Below are 20,841 nucleotides of genomic sequence, written 5' to 3'. Positions count from 1 at the left end.
TTTATTACGTTGAATTTGGCTTTTTAAGAAAGGCACTTTTGTTATTTGATAATAGCTATTTAATAACAACTTATTAATAACAGCTAGTTAATAACAAAAGCGCAAACTTTAAAATTGTCTCGGTCTGGCGTTATTTTGGCTTTTAGTCATTAAAGCACTAGGCTCGCAGGCTTTGCCTGCTCAAAGCCCCAACATGCGCTGGGCTTGGTTCTTTGTTACCTTGTTTACTCTATAACCCCCGCCCTAAGGATTAAATACCAAATAATAAATGCTAAGGAGTGACACAAATCGCATTATAAATATTCGAATTTAGATTATCATGATGGAATATCATACCATAGGCAGCATCGCTTACGAGGTATGGCAAACCGTGGAATAACCCACCACTTTCACTAATGTCGCTTGTTATGCTAGTGGTAAAAATAGACTTGTTATCGCCGAAGTAATAATAAACCATACCCCACTCCGCAAAAAAACCAGCACCTATATGGCGCTCGTACACATTATTTTTTGAAGATGGCTTAGCACCAATATCTCCTTTACAATTATCACCCAAAAGACCAGCACAAACTGCATTAGTCAAATCCTTTACCTGTGGAACACGATAACCTACACTATTACACCAAGATGTTTGATTAAAATAAGTATTATCGCTTTCTCCACGATGCACAAACCACTTTTGCAGAACAAATCCATATCTTACTACCACATTTTTATTACTATCTTTACCCTCTAGTTCAAATACCTGCGGTAAATTTGGTTTGGGAATTGGACCTGGGCTGTCTGTTTGTTTTTGAGCATCACTTGCTTTAGGGCCTGTTAACATAACGCGAGTTACTTTCTCTCCAATGGGAAGCCACCAATCCCACCAATTTACTTCCGTTTTTATCACAGTAGCAGTTATTCCTTCACGTGTGACTGGAGCCCAAGTTAACTGCTCGCTATCAACGCCACTTATGATTAAATCAAAATACAATCCATCACTGCCCGTTGTTGGAAAATTTCGACCATACTGTAACGGCGTAGCTGATTGAGTTAAAAACCCTTTATCAGGGTTCCATATATCAACTGGACCAGCAAAATAATCTTTACCTTCTCTTAGATTCGGCCTTGCAAAACAGATAGCTGCCGATGATTTTGGATTGATATAATATGTTGTACGACTTTCTGTGAAGGTATTAATATCTGGTACACCATACAAAGTTTTTAAATAACCTTCTGTACTACTTAACTCTACTTTATAAGGCGCATTACATATCGTTAATACTTCATTACGATTAACCGTTTGGTTATTTTTATCAGTAATACTCAGCGTGATATTCCCACTTGCTGTTATACTATCTTCATTTCCATCTCCATCATCATCACCCCACTTACCCTGCGCAACTAATCCATTTATACTTATTGAATTACTTGATTGCGGAACCAACATGTCTATATCAGCAAAACTTTGACCTATTGCAGGTAACACAATCGGACTTGTTGATGATGAAGGATTATTTTGCGGTGTGAATATTCGACCGTCCGATAACTTAATACTTAATAAGTCATCTGTGGTAGTCAATTTAGTAGTACCACCATCAATAGTTAAATAAGGCGCAGTACCGTGAATGCGCTCAGAAGTCGTGGCCGATAAAGCCTGCGATTCAAAAGAGTACGGCAATAACAACAATGATGTTAATACCAATGGGATTTTTGAAAATAATTTTGTGAATAATTTCAATAATAATTCGAGAGATAATTTTGAAGATATAAATGAGTTTCGTGCAAACTCTCGTCGAATAGGATTATTTGNNCCTTGTGCCTTGTGCCTAAAAGGGTACTGCATTTTGTTCCACCTGTCAAGTAATATTTTGTTTTATTTCAATTTTTTATAATTATCCGCTTATTTTTCTAAAGCTGTGAAAGTATAGCCGTAAAAAAAATAGTTGGCTAGTTTTTTGGCGGACTTTTTTGTAAAGAAATGTAAATAAATTTAAAGAAACATAAAGATAGAAATGATTCAGTTATAAAAATAGGTGAATTTTTTAACTAAATTATGATGTCTGATTTCAGACTTTTTGACTTTTACGGAATGATTAATATTGATGATAACATCTAACACGCAAACACACCAAACAGCCCTGTTTGGCGTGCTAGCTTTACTTCGTTATCGGCATATTTTGGCGCTCTGATAAGGCGAACTTATTAACATTGTGGTGCTATAAGTGTGTTTTTGCTCAAAATCATTCAGGTAAGATATTAATTTTATTTGCTTTTATTCAAATAAGTTAATTACAGGAGGGATGAGTAAAATTATAGTTTTTAGAGAAATCTAAAAATCTTCTTCTTTTTTCCAATAAATTTTACGCCCAAATCCCAGCAAATTATTCGTCATTTTCACATAATGTAACTGTAATGCCCAAATTGGTGCTTTGATAACTCTTGCAAAGGGAAATGCCCGATAATATAGCGCATAGGCATGCTCAGCTTGTTGTTTTTGTAATCGTGTTGCTTGAGCTTGAAATTGGATCCCTTGGATCTGTGCAACCGTCTTAGGCGTAATACTGATCGTGCCCGCTATTAGTGGGTTTGTTAACATGGCTTTAGCGTGTTCGGTTTTTAATTCGGAAAGAAGATACAGACACATTACCGATTCATCAAAAACATAAAAGGTGTTACATGCCCATGGTTTGTTGTCTGGTAAGATTACGTTTAGCGATAATACATGGTTATTTTTAATAAATTTTATGATTTTAGAGTCGGCTTGCATATTTTTTATTTATTGATGTTATTCGGTTTTAGTGTTTAGGTGCAGATCTTCGCCCCATCGTGGTAGCGATGGGATGTTAATATCAAATAGGTCAAGTGCTCTTGCTACGCTATGGGTGATGATATCATCCAAACATTCAATATGCTGATATAAAGCTGGTACTGGCGGGCATATTACACCACCCATAAGTGTCACGGTTTCCATGTTTTTTAGGTGCGTTAAATTTAAGGGTGATTCACGAACCATTAATACCAAGCGACGACGCTCTTTTAATGCAACATCAGCAGCACGAGTAAGTAAGTTATCTGATAAGCCATGTGCTATGGCAGCTAGAGTCCTCATTGAGCAAGGTGCAATTAGCATACCCATAGTTTTAAACGATCCGCTTGCAATGGCCGCACCAATATTGTTGACAGAATATACTTTATCAGCTAGTGATTCTATTTGTGCTATGCTGGTGTTAGGGAATTCGTAAGCGCGCGTTATTTGTGCTGCTTTTGATATTACTAAATGAGTCTGAATATCAAGTGATTTTAAAAGCTCTAACGCTTTTATTCCATAAGCAAACCCTGTTGCACCACTAATGCCAATCACTATCCGCTGGAGAGTCATGTTTATCCTATATTAATAAATATTGTTAATCATTATTTTATTTAGTCTACAAATTATATTGTACATTTAAAAATAAGCGATATTAAAGCTAGTTATTAATTTAGTGACTATACCTATCTATTGATAGCGAATCAAGTAGCTAAGGCTACTATCATGAATACTAAAATAAGGGAAAAGTGTTGAGATTATTAGGTTGTTTTATGGCTACCATATAAGGTTGGTAGCCATTTTTAATAATTTATTCTTTAGCTATTGGTTCATTTACAATTTTTGTTTCTTGCTTTCCTTGAATAGCTTTAATTTTTTGTTCATATTTTGTTACAGCATCTTTGCTAGATAATAAACTATAAGTTAAAGTAAATTCAGTGCTTTGTCCTGGTTTAAGCTGACGTACACGTTTTTGCTCACGTTCGATAGTCACTGGATAAGCAAAACTGGTACCTGGCTCTAAGCCTGTAACATAACCTTGCTTGAGGGTATCGGTATTTTTCCATAATGATAGTACGGGTAGCTGTTTAGTATTAAAACTAATACCAGCTGCTTTATCACCTGCTTTATTGGTCACCATAACTTGTGTTTCGCCATTCTCCTCAGAAAAAGGATAAACATTAAATACCATTTCATCAAAATCTTTAGTTGGACCTAGATAAGTTTGCCATGTATCAAGGCCACCTTTAGCATAATCGTTAAATGGAGATATTTCTTTAACTGGTGCAACAAATTTAGCACCATCTTCAAGAATAGGTGTACCAAAATTACTATGGTAGATAATTTGATAATCACGGATATAATCACTCTTATTGGTGAGAACGTCGTGGACCGTAAATTCTCTACTTCCTGGCACATAGATCAGCGATGCCCAAGTTTCTAAATTGCTTTTTTTGAAAGTATTTTCTTTAATTAACCCTTTAACTGTAATGGTGTACGGTGCTTTGTCCGATACATCAACAATTAATTTAGAAACAGGTGTATTTTGCGCACGGCCATGAAGCGTATACATGATGCCACTATCTTGCACAGCATGACCTGTCCATTCAAAACCACAACGAACCATCATTTCGTTAAAGCCATCTAGCCAACCAAGCCCTGCCCGACTTTCTAAGTTAATATATTTAGGATGAACGACTTCATCTACTGGTGAATCCCATCCCATGCGAACACCATCACCAACAACAGACAAAATACCTAATCCACGAGTTGGAATTAATTTAATAGTGAAATTATCACTAGAAATTGTTAGTAGTTCAGTTCCGTCTTGTTTACCACCTTTAAGGATCGTATTTTGAATAGCGAATTTTGAACCTTTTATTCCTAAATCTTGACTCGAAACTGACCAATTACCTTTGGCAATACCTTTTTCGTTATCAGTTAATACAAATTCTTTAGCATTGGCATTATAACTAACTAAACTAATCACAACAGCTAGTGAAATAATTTTGATTTTCATGGTGATTCCTCATAGTTAACAAAATAATACTGAATCGTGTCAGTTAATATGACATAAAATAAAAAGAATCAACAAAAAGAAAATCGCAAAAATGAGAGTTTATTCACACTTTTCCAAAAGCATATTGCATATGTACAAGCAATTTGTTGAAAGAAATAAGTGTGAAATCTTAAAAGGATCAGTTTTTAGGCCTTATTTGCCCTGCTTTCCAGTGTTTTCGGCATACTGAGTGGTATTCGCTATCACCTAGATGAATAGAATTTCCGAATTTAACAATTTTACCGTCTTGTCCTTCCAATAAAATCATAGTTGCTTTTTTGCCACACCAGCATACAGTTTTGAGCTCTCTAAAATTGTCGGCTATTTCAAGTAGTGTTTTAGAACCTTCAAACAGGTGTCCCATATAATCGGTTTTGATACCAAAAAACATGATTGGTACGCCATATTCGTCACATACATCAGATAACTTCCAAATAGTATTACGCGATAAAAACTGGCTTTCATCGATTAGTATACAGGCATAATTGCTTTGTTTGATATGCTCAATAATTTCATCAACCGTTGTGTCATCAAGCTGTAACGCTTTTTTGCGTAATCCTAAGCGAGAAACAATTTCAACTGCCGAGTCACGAGTATCGACTGATGATTTAAGTAATAAAGTCTGCATATTATTACTTAAATAATTATGGTCAATTTGTAAAAGCTCTGTGGATTTTCCGGCATTCATTACGCCATATATATAATAGATTTTAGACAAAATTAAATTCTCAAAATTAGATTAAATCAATAAAAGTGGTTAAATAAAATGATAATTTGGATAATAAAAAAGGTAAGTTAAATAACCTACCTCTTTAATAGTTTATTGAATAATTATTTTGCTTTACCTTGGTTGGCAACAGCAGCTTGTTTTGCAGCGATTTCGTCAGCATTGCCTAGGTAGTAGTGTTTGATAACTTTCATATTGTCATCAAATTCATACACTAATGGCACACCAGTTGGGATGTTTAGTTCGATAATATCATCATCGCTGATGTTGTCTAAATGTTTTACCAATGCACGAAGTGAGTTACCATGAGCAGCAATGATAACACGTTCACCTTTAGCTACACGTGGAGCAATTGTTGATTCCCAGTAAGGTAGTACACGTTTAATAGTTAATGCTAGGCTTTCGGTTAATGGTAATTCTGATTCAGGTAGTTTGCTATAACGTGAATCGTGACCAGGAAAACGTTCATCTGATTTTTCAAGTGCAGGAGGTGTAATTGCAAAGCCACGACGCCATAATTTTACTTGTTCATCACCATATTTTGCTGCTGTTTCAGCTTTATTCAAACCTTGTAATGCGCCATAATGACGTTCGTTTAGCTTCCAGCTTTTTTCAACAGGTAACCATGCTTGATCTACTTCGTCTAAAACGTGCCATAATGTGTGAATTGCACGTTTTAATACTGAAGTGTAAGCATAATCAAATGCGAAACCTTCTTGTTTTAGTAATTTACCTGCTTCAGCCGCTTCTTTGTTACCTTTATCAGATAAATCAACATCAGTCCAACCACAAAAACGGTTTTCTTGGTTCCAAACACTTTCTCCATGTCGAATTAGCACTAATTTTTTAACTGCCATGAATATAACTCCTTTGTTACGTAGATTAAATTTTTGGTATATTCTGTCATAGACATGCTAGGTTATTACCGTGCATGCCCATTTGTTTTGAGCCAACCAGACTGACTCAAAACGTTTATTATTTGGGTAAGTATTTTAACGGGTCAACTGATTGCGCTTTGTAACGAATTTCAAAGTGTAATCTAACTGACGAAGTGCCAGTTGCACCCATTGTGGCTATTTGCTCACCTGCGCGAACGGCTTGTTGTTCTTTTACTAATATAGATTGGTTATGCGCATATGCTGTTAAATAGTCATCATTATGTTTAATAATGATTAAATTACCATAACCTGGTAACGCATTACCAGAATAAACAACGCGTCCATCAGCCGCAGCCAAAACCTTATCGCCAATTGAACCCGAAATATCAATACCTTTACTTGCCTTTGAGAATTTCTCAATAATCTTGCCTCGTGCAGGCCATCGCCATGAAATATTGACTGCTTTTGAATTTATAGTTGGACTTCTAGTAGAATCATCTAGCGGTTCAGTGATTGTTTCAGTTGTTTCAGTTGTTGTTGGACGTTTATTTTTATCTATTGTGGTAATTGAAGTCGTTGTTGTTTTGGTTATTGTTGGTTTAGTTTTAGCTTGTCCAATCACTACAGATGAATTATTGTTGTTTGATTTATTTGTCGTTGTATTATTGGTTGTGGTTTTTTGTGTTACCACAACAGTTCCGCCACTAACGTCTAATACTTGCCCAACATTAACGGCAAATGGTTCTTTGATATTATTTTTAGCTGCTAGTGAACGGTAATCATTACCAGTTACCCATGCAATATAAAATAAAGTATCGCCTCGTTTAACAGTGTAAGTATCGCCTTGATATCCGCCTTTTGGAATGTCTTCGTAATTACGATTATAGACAATACGCTCATTACTAATCACCGTGCTAGTATTATTAGCGGTGTTGGAATTTGAAACCGTCGCCTGTCTTGATGATGGAAGGTTATGATTAGTAGGAGTAGAAACTGTTCTACCGCCTGTTGATATATTGGCAGGTGGTTTGGTATAGACAGAAGAAGTTGATGATCCACCTGCGCCAGAAATATCTTCAATTTCGGCCTGCTCAGTTTGCGTACAAGCAACAATCAACAAACTTAAGCAACTTAATGTAAGTATTTTTTTCAAAGCAACACCTTTCATTCGTAAATTTTGTTTTTGACTATTTTGCGTTCAATAGCATTTATACATCTTATTTTATCAGCACATTTTAGCGTTTTTATAGTAAAAACGCTATTATATTGATTAGTTATTAGTTAAATCAATAAATTCATCTAGAATTTCACGATGAAAACCTTAAATTTGTTATTTGATTATTCTTGCGATCTATAACCACTAAAATTCAAACTGAGCTAATATAATTTCTTTATTATCCAAAGGTATAATCCCAATCAGCTTATGCTTAATTTTGTTATAAGCAAGCTATTTTTCTACTTTTGATTAACTAATTATTCAGGCTTTGTCGGATTTATTTTGAATGTAACGAGTATATACAATAAAATAGGTTTTCGTACAGTACCTTTGCCGTATTTCTAAAAAAATTTAATGTGATTTAAAATAATGACTTTATATATTGTTGCCACTCCCATCGGAAACTTAGATGATATTACACTCAGAGCCATCAATACACTGAAAAGTGTCGATCTTATTGCGGCTGAAGATACTCGCCATAGCGGTTTACTTTTACAACATCTTGGAATAAAAGCAAAATTGTTTGCTTTACATGATCATAATGAACAAGAAAAGTCCAGTATTTTGATTGAAAAACTTAAATCTGGCTTATCAATTGCTTTGATTTCTGATGCCGGCACTCCGTTAATTAATGATCCCGGGTATCATTTAGTTAAGGCTTGTCGCGAAAATAACATAAAAGTAGTTCCCGTTCCTGGTGCTTGTGCTGCGATTGCTGCTTTATGTGCATCAGGGTTGCCGTCAGATAAGTTTATTTATGAAGGTTTTTTACCAGCTAAAGCTAAAGCTCGCCAAGATTGTCTTGTAAAATTGTTAGACGAACCTCGAACAATGATTTTTTATGAATCAACACATCGCTTATTAGACACGCTTAACGATATGCAAACTATTTGGGGACCAAATAAGCAGATCATTTTAGCTAAGGAACTAACCAAAACATGGGAGACCATTGTCAGTTTTAAGGTTAATGAGCTGATTAATTGGCTAAACGAGGATACTTCTCGCCAAAAAGGTGAATTTGTATTGATTGTTCAAGGTCATATCAAATGCGATGATGATATTGATCCTCAGGCAATTAGTACCCTTAAACTATTGCAAAAAGAATTACCGCTAAAAAAAGCAGCAGCCATTACGGCTGAAATATATGGACTTAAAAAAAATCAACTTTATCAAATTGGTTTAGGTTCCGAACAATAATTGTGTCGTTAAGTTATATTACTTGGTATAGCTTATAAAACGGTTTTTAGAAAGCGTTGATTGGATAATAAACTAAATGATTATTACTAATTTGCTTAATTATCGGTTGATTTATCGATAAGAAGATTAGCACAAATAGCGCAATTTAGTATATAATCGCCCCTTATTTTTAAGATATTTTAAAACAAAAAAGGTAACAAACAGTATGGGATTTAAATGTGGGATTGTCGGATTACCGAATGTAGGTAAGTCAACGCTTTTTAACGCACTAACTAAAGCTGGCATTGAAGCGGCTAATTTTCCGTTTTGTACTATCGAGCCAAATACTGGGGTTGTACCAATGCCAGATCCCCGTTTAGATGAGTTAGCTAAAATTGTTAAACCACAACGCACATTACCTACTACCATGGAATTTGTTGATATTGCTGGGCTTGTTAAAGGCGCATCAAAAGGCGAAGGTTTAGGAAATCAATTTTTAGCTAATATTCGTGAAACAGAAGCTATCGGTCATGTAGTGCGTTGCTTTGAAAACGAGAACATTGTCCACGTTGCGGGTAAAATCGATCCTGCTGAAGATATCGAAATTATCAATACCGAGCTAGCATTAGCCGATCTTGAAGCGTGTGAACGAGCAATAACTCGCCAACAAAAACGCGCTAAAGGTGGTGATAAAGACGCCAAATTTGAAGTGGAAATCCTTGAAAAGTGTTTACCTCATCTTGAGCAAGGCAAAAAGCTACTCTTATTAGATCTTAGCAAAGAAGAACTTGAAGCCATCAAATACCTTAGTTTTTTAACGTTAAAACCAACTATGTACATTGCCAATGTTAATGAAGATGGTTTTGAAAATAATCCTTATTTAGATAAAGTAAAAGCAATAGCGGAACAAGAAAAAGCTGTTGTCGTACCTGTTTGTGCAGCCATTGAAGCAGAACTAGCCGAACTTGATGATGCCGATCGTGATGAGTTTATGCAAGATTTAGGTTTAACCGAACCAGGCTTAAATCGTGTAATTCGTGCTGGCTATAGCTTACTTAATCTGCAAACTTATTTTACCGCAGGCGTAAAAGAAGTTCGTGCATGGACAATTTCGGTTGGCGATACCGCACCTCAAGCAGCAGGCAAAATTCATACCGATTTTGAAAAAGGCTTTATTCGTGCGCAAACCATTGCTTTTGATGATTTTATTAAATATGGTGGTGAACAAGGCGCTAAAGAGGCTGGCAAAATGCGTGCTGAAGGTAAAGATTATATCGTGCAAGATGGCGATATTATGAACTTCTTATTTAATGTATAGTTGATTATTTTACGTCGCCTTTTGGCGACGTTGTTATATTGATGTCCATAATAACTAATTAATATTGATATAAAATTTATTTTTTTACTTAAACGTAGTGTTACCTGAAACTTTTTGTCAACTGAACCAATAATAGATTGGTAAATATAAGGACAGCCCACTTTTATGTTACTCACTTTTCAACAAGCCAAGCAACAACTACTTCAAAGCGCATTAACCATAAAATCGCTGCATAGTGAGAAAGTTACGTTATTTGATGCATTAGAAAGGATTACCGCTGAACCTGTAATTTCCCCTATTAATGTACCTAGTTTTGATAATTCAGCTATGGATGGTTATGCGGTTCGGTTAGCAGATCTTAAACAATCAAAATTGTTGCCGCTGGCTGGCGCTATTTTTGCTGGTGATGATATAAACAATCTTCATTGGCCACAAGGCACTTGTTTACGCATTATGACAGGAGCTCCAGTGCCAAATGATGCCGATGCGGTTGTTATGCAGGAGCAGACCGAAAAATCTGATCTAGCGATTACCTTTTTAAGTAACGTAAAAGCTGGCGATAATATTCGTCGTATAGGTGAAGATGTTAAAAAAGGTGCGATCACAGTCAACAAAGGGACTAAATTAACGATACCAACACTATCGACACTTGCAACATTAGGCATTAGTGATCTTGTTGTCTTTAAAAAATTAAAGGTAGCCATCTTATCAACGGGTGATGAATTAACCCCCATTGGTCAGCCATTATCTGGCAATGGCGCTATTTATGACAGCAACCGCTTCACACTAAAATTATTATTAACCAAACTTAACTGTGAGGTTATTGATCTCGGTATTATTGCTGATGATCTTACCGAAATCAAAAAAGCGTTAATAACTGCATCAAGTCAAGCTGACTTGGTGATAACAAGTGGAGGCGTATCCGTCGGTGACGCTGATTATACCAAAACTGCACTTGAAACATTAGGACAAATCAATTTTTGGAAGATTGCAATGAAACCAGGCAAGCCTTTTGCCTTTGGCAAAATTGGCAATGCACTATTTTGTGGTTTACCTGGTAATCCCGTTTCAACTTTAGTGACTTTTTATCAATTGGTACAACCACTTATTTTAGTGCTTTCAGGACAACAACTAACATCAATCGATTTATCTTTCAAAGTAAAAATTGCTACCAGCGTCAAAAAAAGAATCGGGAGATTAGATTTTCAAAGAGGAATATTACAAATTAATAAACAAGGTGAGTTAGAAGTAACAACAACTGGTCAACAAGGTTCTCATATTACGCAGTCATTTAACCAAGCTAACTGTTTTATTGTGCTTGAACAAGATCGTGGTAATGTTAGTGAAGGCGAAATGGTGAATGTTGAACTGTTTAATACATTACTTAAGTGATGTTATAGTTCAAGCCATGGTTTATGAATTCTGCCTCCTATAAAGCCACGCATATCAATAAACCAAGGCAATAGCGTTCGTTGGTGCACAATTAAAATAGTGCCACTAATATCGCACCAACTGCAATCATAGCGACACCAACGCCAGCTAACAACGAGATCTTTTCACCAAATAAAACAGCAGCAAACACAACAGCAAAAACTACGCTTAATTTGTCAATTGGCGCAACTTGCGACACCTTGCCCTCTTTGATCGCCATAAAGTAAAATAGCCAAGATAACGCACCTGCAATACCGCTTAGCGCAATAATAAGTAATGCCTTTTTATCATTAAAAAAAGTGTTGATAAGATTTAATTTACCTTGAACAACAACCACACCGACTAAAAAAATGGCCATTACAACGGCACGAATTGCAGTAGCGGTGTTAGCATCAAGATGTTGTAAACCAATTTTCCCTAAAATAGCAACACTGGCCGCAGTAATGGCAGAAAGTAATGCGTAAATCAGCCATGCACTCATATTAATATTTATCTACTTTGAATAAATATTGTTGATTATTCGAATTATTGCTACATTGTTGAGATTTATTCATTACACCACGACAATCCTCTAAAACACCGTGCGCTTTTGACCAATGATAAGTTTTGCCTTCGTCGTTTTTTCCACCACATCCAACTAATGCTAGGCTAAACATTAAACAAGATAGCCCAATAACTGCTACTTTCATTTCTTTCTCCTTTTTGGCAAATACATTAAATAATTATAGGTATTATATTTGTTTCTATTGAAGTTATTTTAATTCATAATTGATACGTTTAATAGCTAAATTACCACCTATTTTTAATAGATGAAAAGCGCGCTCGGCTTTGTGTTCAATTAATAATTGAGGTGGTTCATCTAATGGTTCATCAGCTAATTCAAATGCCCCCCAATGAATGGCTATTGCACAATGACAATTGAGTTCGTCATATAACTGCACAGCTTGTTTAGGATCGATATGCTGTGATTGCATATACCAACGTGGTGCATAAGCCCCAATTGGAATTAATGCCAAATCAATTGAAGGAAATCGCTTAGCGATCTCTTTTAATTCAGCAGAATAGCATGTATCCCCCATAAAATAGACTGTCTTTGATTGATCTTGATTATCAATATTAGATTGAATCACCCAACCACACCATAATGCTTTATTTACATCAAATAATCCACGATTGCTCCAGTGTATAGCCGACGTTGCCGAAAAAGTAAGCCCATCAACAGTTACGCTATCCCACCAATCTAATTCAGTAATCTGTTTTGCTCCCAATTTTAATAATGCTTTTTTTAAACCAAGAGGAGCCATTATTACAATATTAGGAAAGCACGCAATTAATTTCCGAATGCTATGATAATCAAGATGATCATAATGGTTATGTGAAATTACAATAAAATCAATCTGCGGTAGTTGTTCGATTTCTAAAGCTGGAGGTGTGCGACGTTTCGGTCCGATCAATTGTAATGGCGAAGCTCGTTTAGAAAAGATAGGATCTGTCAGAATCATTTTACCGCCTAAACGAATCAATGTTGTCGAGTGACCAATCCACCAAACTCTATCATCGGGAAAGTCAAGATTTATTTGCTCAAACCACGTCTGATTAAAGTTGTGATAACCTTCTTTAGGAGGTAAAACTTTACGTTCAAAACGCCAACGCAAAAACTCACTTATTTTTATTTTAAAAGATTCGTCGTGCCTAAACCCTTTAGCTGTATGATGTTTTTTGGTAGTAATTAAATCTTGCTTTTTATTATCTATCATTGTTACAGTATCTTTACCACTAATTAGTTTATTTATTTGCTGTACGTTCAATTATTACAGCAACATTTCGAGCATTAGCTATTGCATTCGGTTTGGATACTTTAACTTTAAGCCAATTAACCGAAAATTGTTTAATAATACGCTCAGCAATACGCTCAGCAACACATTCAATCAATTCAAAATTCGAACATTCAACCAATTGTGTTATAGTTTGACTAACCACAAAATAATCTAAGCAAAGTGATACGTTATCACTTTCTCCAGCAGGTTTATTATCCCACGCCATTTCAAGATCAATAATTAATTTTTGTTTGATGGTCTTTTCCCACTCATATACGCCGATGGTGGTTAAAACAGTTAATCCTTCGATTAATACCCTATCTTTGCTATATGTATTCATACCTGATTCCAAAACATAAGTTACATTAAATAGAGATTACCGAATCTTGTTAAATTACGCTATAATTTATTGCAAATAATATAAGATATACAAAATTATGACTCGAATTTTTCAACCATTTACCATTGAGCCAAATAGTCTTGTTACCCTAGATGATAATGCATTTAACCATCTTATTCGCGTGTTACGCATGAAAGTAGGTGAAAATATTATTTTATTTGATGGTTCAAACCATATTACTCCTGCAGTTATACATGAAATCAATAAAAAAACAGTTACAGTAAAAACCTCTTTGCCCATTTTAGATAATCGTGAATCACCGTTAGAAATTCACTTAGGGCAAGTGATTTCACGCGGTGAAAAAATGGAGTTTACAATTCAAAAATCAGTCGAATTAGGCGTAGCGAGTATCACCCCACTCCTTTCTGAACGTTGTGGCGTCAAACTTCATGAAGAAAGGCTCGAAAAGAAAATTCAGCAATGGCAAAAAATTGTTATTTCTGCTTGTGAACAATGCGGTCGAAACGTGATCCCAGTTATTCATCCAGTAATGAAGTTAGAAAGTTGGTGTGCTAGTTTAACTGAAGGCTTAAAACTCAATTTACACCCCAAAGCTGAATATGGTATTAGACAGTTAACTAATACGCATAAACAAATTTACTTACTAATTGGACCTGAAGGTGGTTTATCTGATAATGAAATTAGCATGACACATAACTATCATTTTTCTGACATTTTACTCGGCCCTAGAGTGTTGCGAACAGAAACTGCAGCATTAACGGCTCTCACCGCCTTACAAGTACATTTAGGCGATCTTGGATAAATATATCTTATACAAATGATAAGTAATGATTGCTTTGCAACTGAACTTGTAACGAGTATGATAACAACAAATATTAAATTTTAATTTGGGTATTATGATTAAAAACCTGTTAAAAAGTTTCAGGAATACCCATGTTTCAGTATAAAACAATTTTATAAAGACAAAATAGGTAAGGAGTCATCATGATAAAGCTGGGCATTGTAATGGATCCAATTAGTCACATCAAAATAAAAAAAGATACCAGTTTTGCCATGTTACTTGAGGCGCAAAAAAGGGGTTATGAACTTTTTTATATCGAAATGAATGACCTTTTTCTAGATACTGGCGAAGCTTATGCCACAACTCGCACTTTAACAGTTTATAACGATAAAGATCATTGGTTTGAACTTGGGCAAGAAAAAACGATTCCACTAAGTGACCTTGACACAATTTTAATGCGTAAAGATCCACCTTTTGATACTGAGTATATCTATGCTACATATATTCTAGAGCGTGCCGAAGCTAAAGGTGTATTGGTTGTCAATAAACCACAAAGCCTACGCGATTGTAACGAAAAACTTTTTACCGCTTGGTTTGCCGAGTTTACACCAAAAACCTTGGTTACGCGTCAAACACAGCATATCAAAGCTTTTCACGAACAACACCATGATATCATTTTAAAACCACTTGATGGCATGGGGGGATCATCCATTTTTCGAATCAAACAAGACGATCCCAATGTTTCAGTGATTATTGAAACGTTAACCGAACATAACACACGTTATTGTATGGCTCAAAACTTTATTCCTGCGATTAAAGACGGTGATAAACGTGTATTAGTGGTTGATGGTGAACCTGTACCTTATTGTTTAGCACGAATCCCTCAAAAAGGTGAAACTCGTGGCAACCTTGCTGCTGGAGGACATGGTGAAGTTAGAGCCTTAAGCGAAAGCGATTGGCATATAGCTAAAAGCATCGCCCCAGTTTTAAAAGAAAAAGGCCTACTATTTGTAGGACTTGATATCATTGGTGATAAGTTAACCGAAATTAACGTTACCAGCCCAACCTGTGTTCGTGAAATTGAAGCAGCTAACCCAGGCCTTTCAATTACCGGTATGTTAATGGACGCAATAGAACATCGATTAAATAAAAAGAGTTAAACAATGATTAGACAATATAAATCTGAAGATTTAAATAGCGTAATGACAATATGGTTGCAAGGTAATTTGCAAGCTCATAACTTTATCAATCCTGAGTTTTTTAAACAAAATTGTGATTTAGTAAAAATGTTAATTCCAATGTCTACTTTATACGTTCAAGACCTTGATGGAGTTAAAGGGTTTATCGGTATAACTGAAAATTATATTTCAGGTCTATTTGTAGATGAAGCTTTTCGCCGACAAGGAACAGGTAAAGCTCTTGTTGAAAAAGCAAAACAACGCCATAACGAACTGTTGGTACATGTTTATAAAAAAAATACTAATGCGATTAACTTTTATCTTTCTCAAAATTTTGAAATTGTTTCAGAATCGATCAATGAAGAAACAAATGAACCAGAACTATTAATGCACTGTAATGTTGAACACAACGTTAAAATTGGCAAATGTGCATTATAAAATTAACTTGAATGTGAAACTATGAATTTAAAAAACCATTTTATTATCGCAATGCCAACACTTGATGATTCTATGTTTAGTCATTCAGTTATTTATATTTGTGAACATAATCGTGATGGCGCTATGGGGATTATGATTAATAAACCAATTATTGAACTTAATGTGGCAACCGTTCTTGCACGTTTAGAAATTACATCACCTACAAGTTGCGCAGAACTAGAACAACCTGTATTTTGTGGTGGCCCCATTGCTGATGAACAGGGTTTTATTTTACACACACCTTTAGATGGGTTTGCTTCTAGTATTCAGATTTCAGATGATGTGATGATTAGTACTTCGCTTGATGCACTTAAATCAATCGGCTCTCCTGAACAGCCCCAAAATATCTTTTTGGCTTTAGGTTATTCAAGCTGGCAGTCTCTACAACTCGAAAATGAAATTGCTCGTAATGATTGGTTAGTGGTTGATGCCGATCCTCAAATTATTTATGAAGTTGCCATTGATGAACGTTGGCAAAAAGCTGCTCAATCACTTGGAATCAATATGAATACTATTTCACACCAAATGGGAAATGCATGACCCATGGCAACCATTATCGCATTTGATTTTGGCACTGCCAGTATTGGAGCGGCTATTGGACAAGATATAACTAAAACAGCCAATCCTTTATGCTCGTTTAAAGCCCGCGATGGTATTCCTAACTGGCAAGCTATCGAAAAGGTATTAAATGAGTGGAAACCTGATTTTTTAGTCGTTGGGCTTCCCCTAAATATGGATGGCACCGAACAACCATTAACAGCCCGAGCTCGTAAATTTGCTAATCGGTTGCATGGCAGATTTGGTTATCAAGTACATTTGCAAGATGAGCGCTTATCAACTGTTGAAGCTAAATCTCATATATTTGCATCTCGTGGTTTTCGTGCACTGAAAAAAGGTCATGTAGATGCTACATCGGCAATCATTATTTTAGAAAGTTGGTTTGAAAATAATTAGTAATTTTATTTAATTGGTTATTTTGTAAATAATTAATCGCCATTAAATTTCATCCTTGCTAAAATAGCAACAACTTTTTATTGTAAGGACTACTTACCGTGTCAAACAACAATTCTCTTAGTTATAAAGATGCTGGTGTCGATATTGATGCTGGTAATGAACTTGTTAATCGTATTAAATCTGTTGTTAAAGAAACCAAACGACCTGAGGTTATGGGTGGACTGGGTGGCTTTGGCGCACTGTGTGCTATTCCACAAAAATATAAAGAACCTATTTTAGTATCTGGTACCGATGGTGTCGGGACTAAATTACGTCTAGCAATGGATTTAAATCGCCACGAATCAATCGGCATCGATTTAGTAGCAATGTGTGTTAACGATCTGATTGTACAAGGTGCTGAACCTTTATTTTTCCTTGATTATTATGCTACCGGCAAACTTAATGTTGATGTTGCAGCCACTGTGGTAACTGGTATTGCTGAGGGTTGTAAACAATCAGGTTGTGCCTTAGTTGGGGGCGAAACAGCTGAAATGCCTGGTATGTATCATGGTAATGACTATGATTTAGCAGGATTTTGCGTTGGTGTTGTTGAAAAATCAGCCATGATCGACGGTAGCAAAGTACAAGATGGTGATGCATTAATTGCATTAGCATCAAGCGGTGCTCATTCTAATGGCTATTCATTAGTGCGTAAAATAATTGAAGTCAGCGGTGTAAATCCTGCCACTGAACAGTTAGGTGGCAAAACTCTTGCCGATCATCTACTTGCACCAACTAAGATCTACGTTAAGTCCGTTCTTGACCTTATTACTCAAGTTGATGTGCACGCCATTGCCCATATAACTGGCGGTGGATTCTGGGAAAATATTCCTCGTGTTTTGCCTGAAAATACTCAAGCAGTCATTAATGAAGCTAGTTGGCAATGGCCAGCAATATTTAATTGGTTACAACAATCGGGAAATGTTAGCCGTCACGAAATGTATCGAACTTTTAACTGTGGTGTTGGCTTAATTATTGCTTTACCAAAACAGTTAGCCAATAAAGCAATTACTTTACTAAATAATCATGGTGAAAAGGCATGGTTATTAGGTGAAATAAAGCACACCACATCAAGCGAGCGCGTTGTAATAAAATAATTTGTGTTTTCATATTATCCATCCATTTAATATAATGAATTAGTTGGATGGATAATATGCACCTTTCAAAATCGTTATCACCGCCTAAAACATTTAGCAAACATCTAAACGATCCATTTAATAAATCGCATTTAGTTATTGGTATTATTAATTTGAGTTTTCTTCTTGCTCTGTGTTTTTTTGCACAAATCCCCACTCATCAATTATTTTAACCCAATTGGGCAAAATGGGGGTACGGCAATAATAGTTAGCATAAGGGTCAAGTTTTTTAATTCGTTCAAATTCTGGAGTTTGTGGATCATCATATAATTCAGGATCACCTGAGCGGTTAAGTTTTTTAAAGCGCGCATGTTCTTTTGAACTATCATGTAGCCAAGGTTTAGGGTAACCCAAAGCCGAATATATACGATTACTGATAAATGTATAACGACCTCCTACCAAAAAAAAGAATAACAATATTAGAAAAAAACTAACACAGCAACCAATAATCAATAAATCAAAAAACTCTTCAAATGATTTTGAAACACTAAAAATCGATAAAAGCGATAAAAAATAGGATAACACACCTATTACACTAATAAAAATTGAACAATACTTTAGCAATTGGAAAGTGGTTACACCGACCGATCTCGGAAAGTATAAAGCATGATATTGGGGCATGCGCACAGCATAGGATTGATAATGATTATCATCAATTTGCTCTACTACCATTTCTACGTAATCGCCGTCTTTAAAACTTATATGCTCTAATTTTCCTTGCACCTCTTTACGACCTACATAACATTGAAAACTTTTGCCTTCTAGTGTGACGCTGCCTGCGGTTAATGCCCCAATTAAAGCACCAATTGCCTCAAACATGCCGACAATTGCCAAGCCAATTACTGCCAGTAGGCCGATATTATCAGCACGTAGCTCTTTCGGGTCATCCTTCACTTGCAGGTGGCTGACGGTGCCTTTTAATAAGCTGTATTTAGCCATTGGTTTGACCCTGATCTTCTATTGGTTGTTCGCTTTGATCTGGGGTAAAACCTCGTTCATCAATTATTTTAACCCAATTGGGCAAAATGGGGGTACGGCAATAATAGTTAGCATAAGGGTCAAGTTTTTTAATTCGTTCAAATTCTGGAGTTTGTGGATCATCATATAATTCGGGATCACCTGAGCGGTTAAGTTTTTTAAAGCGCGCATGTTCTTTTGAACTATCATGTAGCCAAGGTTTAGGGTAGCCCAAAGCCGAATATATACGATTACTGATAAACGTATAACGACCTCCTAATAATAAAAAAAATAAAACTAAAAAAAATAGGAACGTTATAATATTTGATATAGTAAAAATAATTAGCGATGTAATATCTAATTTTATCTGAATATACATCATAATTGTTAAAACTACATAAGCAAATAAGCTAAATATGCCAACACCTATTGTAAGATACTTTAACATTTGTAGTGTCGTTACTCCGACCGATCTTGGAAAGTATAAAGCATGATATTGGGGCATGCGCGTGGCATAGGATTGATAATGATTATCGTCAATTTGTTCTACCACCATTTCTACATAATCGCCGTCTTTAAAACTTATATGCTCTAATTTTCCTTGCACCTCTTTACGACCTACATAACATTGAAAACTTTTGCCTTCTAGGGTAATACTGCCTGATGTTAACGACCCGACTAAAACACCAATAAGTTCAAATGCTCCGACAATCATTAGCCCAATCATTGCTAACAGTCCGATATCATCAGCGCGTAGCTCTTTCGGGTCATCCTTCACTTGCAGGTAGCTGACGGTGCCTTTTAATAAGCTGTATTTAGCCATTTAAAAATCCTCTTTCATCCATATCTTGTTCAATTAATGCTAATGCTTCATCAATATCAATAGTATAGTTGGTATTGCTATTAGCTTGTGACTCATTTTTGTTAATATCAAACATATCTTTTAATACTTCAGTTTCAAACGCGGTGGTTTGCTGTTGTGGGGTTTGATAGATATGACTTTTATTATGAGGCATTAAATATTTATCGGTGCGCAAGGCACAACGTTTAAGCCAAGTTTCAAGATTATCGTCAGATAGCATAGTAACCGCAAAATCTAATGCCATGGCGATTAAACCTACCAAACCACCAAACCTCCATAAGACCAACCGTAGTCCAGAAATAGAAGCAATTTTCTGCACACCTACTCCTTTACCTAACATTTTAATCATCCAGAATGTGAATCGAGTAGTTAAAAACCGCCGAAACCAGATAAAGTGATAGGAAAATCCTATAAGGATACTAGCACTTCCCGTTATAAATAATGTAACAATTTTAACACTCAGCAATACCTTTAAAGATGTACTATGACGCTTTTTATCACTTTTGTTAAATTTATCTATATCATTAAAAATCAACAAAAAAGACGCAATTCCCCCCAACACCCCCGATAATGCCTTACCAATACTAAATACAACATTCCTCAACTGGAATGGCAACACATTTTCAAACAAAAAATTAAGGGGTAAGTGTTTTTTAAATTCAACGGGAGGCAAGTAGCCTAAC

22 protein-coding genes are annotated in these 20,841 nt (G+C 35.6%); 9 read left to right on the top strand and 13 right to left on the bottom strand.

What is annotated here, in order from left to right; genetic code table 11:
• Positions 1-2,314 precede the first annotated feature (2,314 nt).
• From B9N71_RS01395 to nlpD, 6 genes are all read right to left on the bottom strand, one after another.
• Positions 2,315-2,629 carry a PNPOx family protein gene (locus tag B9N71_RS01395; protein WP_143421978.1) on the bottom strand — a complete coding sequence of 105 codons (315 nt, stop codon included), beginning with the start codon at positions 2,627-2,629 and terminating at the stop codon, positions 2,315-2,317.
• Positions 2,630-2,770: 141 nt separating this feature from the next.
• Positions 2,771-3,364: a UbiX family flavin prenyltransferase gene (locus tag B9N71_RS01390; protein ID WP_034910921.1), complete on the bottom strand. Its 594-nt coding sequence runs from the start codon at positions 3,362-3,364 to the stop codon at positions 2,771-2,773.
• A 238-nt stretch (positions 3,365-3,602) separates the two neighbouring features.
• Positions 3,603-4,811 (bottom strand): aldose 1-epimerase family protein, encoded by a 1,209-nt coding sequence (locus B9N71_RS01385; protein ID WP_065590496.1) that lies wholly within the window; start codon positions 4,809-4,811, stop codon positions 3,603-3,605.
• A gap of 178 nt (positions 4,812-4,989) precedes the next feature.
• Positions 4,990-5,568 carry a thymidine kinase gene (locus B9N71_RS01380; RefSeq protein WP_034910926.1) on the bottom strand — a complete coding sequence of 193 codons (579 nt, stop codon included), beginning with the start codon at positions 5,566-5,568 and terminating at the stop codon, positions 4,990-4,992.
• Positions 5,569-5,681: 113 nt separating this feature from the next.
• Complete coding sequence (gene gpmA, locus B9N71_RS01375) at positions 5,682-6,434, bottom strand: 2,3-diphosphoglycerate-dependent phosphoglycerate mutase (protein ID WP_065590495.1); 753 nt, start codon at positions 6,432-6,434, stop codon at positions 5,682-5,684.
• Between the two features lie 118 nt (positions 6,435-6,552).
• Positions 6,553-7,623, bottom strand: coding sequence for a murein hydrolase activator NlpD (gene nlpD, locus B9N71_RS01370; protein WP_085163851.1), 1,071 nt, complete (start codon positions 7,621-7,623; stop codon positions 6,553-6,555).
• Between the two features lie 417 nt (positions 7,624-8,040).
• On the opposite strand from nlpD, the gene rsmI reads away from it, so the two are divergent.
• From rsmI to moeA, 3 genes are all read left to right on the top strand, one after another.
• Entirely contained in the window at positions 8,041-8,868 is an 828-nt protein-coding gene (gene rsmI, locus B9N71_RS01365; protein ID WP_085163850.1) for a 16S rRNA (cytidine(1402)-2'-O)-methyltransferase, read from the top strand.
• A gap of 205 nt (positions 8,869-9,073) precedes the next feature.
• Positions 9,074-10,165 carry a redox-regulated ATPase YchF gene (ychF, locus tag B9N71_RS01360; RefSeq protein ID WP_034910937.1) on the top strand — a complete coding sequence of 364 codons (1,092 nt, stop codon included), beginning with the start codon at positions 9,074-9,076 and terminating at the stop codon, positions 10,163-10,165.
• 165 nt (positions 10,166-10,330) lie between these two features.
• Positions 10,331-11,557 (top strand): molybdopterin molybdotransferase MoeA, encoded by a 1,227-nt coding sequence (gene moeA / locus B9N71_RS01355; protein ID WP_085163849.1) that lies wholly within the window; start codon positions 10,331-10,333, stop codon positions 11,555-11,557.
• A gap of 91 nt (positions 11,558-11,648) precedes the next feature.
• Here moeA and B9N71_RS01350 read toward each other — a convergent pair whose 3' ends face one another.
• From B9N71_RS01350 to folB, 4 genes are all read right to left on the bottom strand, one after another.
• A complete protein-coding gene (locus tag B9N71_RS01350) occupies positions 11,649-12,077 on the bottom strand; it encodes an EamA family transporter (RefSeq protein ID WP_065590491.1) in 429 nt (142 codons plus the stop codon).
• A 1-nt stretch (position 12,078) separates the two neighbouring features.
• Complete coding sequence (locus tag B9N71_RS01345; protein ID WP_065590490.1) at positions 12,079-12,285, bottom strand: hypothetical protein; 207 nt, start codon at positions 12,283-12,285, stop codon at positions 12,079-12,081.
• A gap of 63 nt (positions 12,286-12,348) precedes the next feature.
• Positions 12,349-13,404 (bottom strand): MBL fold metallo-hydrolase, encoded by a 1,056-nt coding sequence (locus B9N71_RS01340; RefSeq protein ID WP_208610402.1) that lies wholly within the window; start codon positions 13,402-13,404, stop codon positions 12,349-12,351.
• Positions 13,382-13,753 carry a dihydroneopterin aldolase gene (gene folB, locus B9N71_RS01335; RefSeq protein ID WP_085163848.1) on the bottom strand — a complete coding sequence of 124 codons (372 nt, stop codon included), beginning with the start codon at positions 13,751-13,753 and terminating at the stop codon, positions 13,382-13,384. Before folB ends, B9N71_RS01340 begins: the two co-directional genes overlap by 23 nt.
• Before the next feature lie 97 nt (positions 13,754-13,850).
• Between folB and rsmE the strand changes: the two genes are divergently transcribed.
• The 6 genes from rsmE to purM all read left to right on the top strand — a co-directional run bounded on the left by rsmE (position 13,851) and on the right by purM (position 18,300).
• On the top strand, positions 13,851-14,576 hold the full coding sequence (rsmE, locus tag B9N71_RS01330; RefSeq protein WP_085163847.1) for a 16S rRNA (uracil(1498)-N(3))-methyltransferase: 726 nt from the start codon (positions 13,851-13,853) through the stop codon (positions 14,574-14,576).
• Positions 14,577-14,758: 182 nt separating this feature from the next.
• On the top strand, positions 14,759-15,715 hold the full coding sequence (gshB, locus tag B9N71_RS01325; protein WP_065590488.1) for a glutathione synthase: 957 nt from the start codon (positions 14,759-14,761) through the stop codon (positions 15,713-15,715).
• A 3-nt stretch (positions 15,716-15,718) separates the two neighbouring features.
• On the top strand, positions 15,719-16,171 hold the full coding sequence (locus B9N71_RS01320) for a GNAT family N-acetyltransferase (protein WP_065590487.1): 453 nt from the start codon (positions 15,719-15,721) through the stop codon (positions 16,169-16,171).
• 21 nt (positions 16,172-16,192) lie between these two features.
• Positions 16,193-16,750 (top strand): YqgE/AlgH family protein, encoded by a 558-nt coding sequence (locus tag B9N71_RS01315; protein ID WP_034910961.1) that lies wholly within the window; start codon positions 16,193-16,195, stop codon positions 16,748-16,750.
• Between the two features lie 3 nt (positions 16,751-16,753).
• The gene (ruvX, locus tag B9N71_RS01310; protein ID WP_085163846.1) at positions 16,754-17,164 is read left to right on the top strand and encodes a Holliday junction resolvase RuvX; all 411 of its coding nucleotides are present in this window, start codon (positions 16,754-16,756) and stop codon (positions 17,162-17,164) included.
• A gap of 98 nt (positions 17,165-17,262) precedes the next feature.
• On the top strand, positions 17,263-18,300 hold the full coding sequence (gene purM, locus B9N71_RS01305; RefSeq protein WP_085163845.1) for a phosphoribosylformylglycinamidine cyclo-ligase: 1,038 nt from the start codon (positions 17,263-17,265) through the stop codon (positions 18,298-18,300).
• 147 nt (positions 18,301-18,447) lie between these two features.
• On the opposite strand, the gene B9N71_RS01300 is transcribed toward purM, so the two are convergent.
• From B9N71_RS01300 to B9N71_RS12930, 3 genes are all read right to left on the bottom strand, one after another.
• Positions 18,448-19,278, bottom strand: a complete 831-nt coding sequence (locus B9N71_RS01300) for a hypothetical protein (protein ID WP_085163844.1) — start codon at positions 19,276-19,278, stop codon at positions 18,448-18,450.
• Complete coding sequence (locus B9N71_RS01295) at positions 19,271-20,119, bottom strand: hypothetical protein (protein ID WP_085163843.1); 849 nt, start codon at positions 20,117-20,119, stop codon at positions 19,271-19,273. The genes B9N71_RS01300 and B9N71_RS01295 overlap by 8 nt, the downstream gene beginning before the upstream one ends.
• Positions 20,112-20,841 (bottom strand): hypothetical protein (locus tag B9N71_RS12930; RefSeq protein WP_167370033.1); only part of this gene is annotated, 730 nt, incomplete at its 5' end. The genes B9N71_RS01295 and B9N71_RS12930, both read right to left, overlap by 8 nt.

The sequence above is a fragment of the Gilliamella bombi genome, assembly GCF_900103255.1.
Lineage (GTDB): Bacteria > Pseudomonadota > Gammaproteobacteria > Enterobacterales > Orbaceae > Gilliamella > Gilliamella bombi.
This window is presented reverse-complemented; position numbering and strand designations above follow the sequence as displayed.

Excerpts from the sequence above, each read along its gene's own strand:
- B9N71_RS01395 (WP_143421978.1), bottom strand. The coding sequence starts at position 2,629 with ATGTGTCTGTATCTTCTTTCCGAATTAAAAACCGAACACGCTAAAGCC.
- B9N71_RS01390 (WP_034910921.1), bottom strand. The coding sequence starts at position 3,364 with ATGACTCTCCAGCGGATAGTGATTGGCATTAGTGGTGCAACAGGGTTT.
- B9N71_RS01385 (WP_065590496.1), bottom strand. The coding sequence starts at position 4,811 with ATGAAAATCAAAATTATTTCACTAGCTGTTGTGATTAGTTTAGTTAGT.
- gpmA (WP_065590495.1), bottom strand. The coding sequence starts at position 6,434 with ATGGCAGTTAAAAAATTAGTGCTAATTCGACATGGAGAAAGTGTTTGG.
- nlpD (WP_085163851.1), bottom strand. The coding sequence starts at position 7,623 with ATGAAAGGTGTTGCTTTGAAAAAAATACTTACATTAAGTTGCTTAAGT.
- rsmI (WP_085163850.1), top strand. The coding sequence starts at position 8,041 with ATGACTTTATATATTGTTGCCACTCCCATCGGAAACTTAGATGATATT.
- ychF (WP_034910937.1), top strand. The coding sequence starts at position 9,074 with ATGGGATTTAAATGTGGGATTGTCGGATTACCGAATGTAGGTAAGTCA.
- moeA (WP_085163849.1), top strand. The coding sequence starts at position 10,331 with ATGTTACTCACTTTTCAACAAGCCAAGCAACAACTACTTCAAAGCGCA.
- B9N71_RS01350 (WP_065590491.1), bottom strand. The coding sequence starts at position 12,077 with ATGAGTGCATGGCTGATTTACGCATTACTTTCTGCCATTACTGCGGCC.
- B9N71_RS01345 (WP_065590490.1), bottom strand. The coding sequence starts at position 12,285 with ATGAAAGTAGCAGTTATTGGGCTATCTTGTTTAATGTTTAGCCTAGCA.
- folB (WP_085163848.1), bottom strand. The coding sequence starts at position 13,753 with ATGAATACATATAGCAAAGATAGGGTATTAATCGAAGGATTAACTGTT.
- rsmE (WP_085163847.1), top strand. The coding sequence starts at position 13,851 with ATGACTCGAATTTTTCAACCATTTACCATTGAGCCAAATAGTCTTGTT.
- gshB (WP_065590488.1), top strand. The coding sequence starts at position 14,759 with ATGATAAAGCTGGGCATTGTAATGGATCCAATTAGTCACATCAAAATA.
- B9N71_RS01320 (WP_065590487.1), top strand. The coding sequence starts at position 15,719 with ATGATTAGACAATATAAATCTGAAGATTTAAATAGCGTAATGACAATA.
- B9N71_RS01315 (WP_034910961.1), top strand. The coding sequence starts at position 16,193 with ATGAATTTAAAAAACCATTTTATTATCGCAATGCCAACACTTGATGAT.
- ruvX (WP_085163846.1), top strand. The coding sequence starts at position 16,754 with ATGGCAACCATTATCGCATTTGATTTTGGCACTGCCAGTATTGGAGCG.
- B9N71_RS01300 (WP_085163844.1), bottom strand. The coding sequence starts at position 19,278 with ATGGCTAAATACAGCTTATTAAAAGGCACCGTCAGCCACCTGCAAGTG.
- B9N71_RS01295 (WP_085163843.1), bottom strand. The coding sequence starts at position 20,119 with ATGGCTAAATACAGCTTATTAAAAGGCACCGTCAGCTACCTGCAAGTG.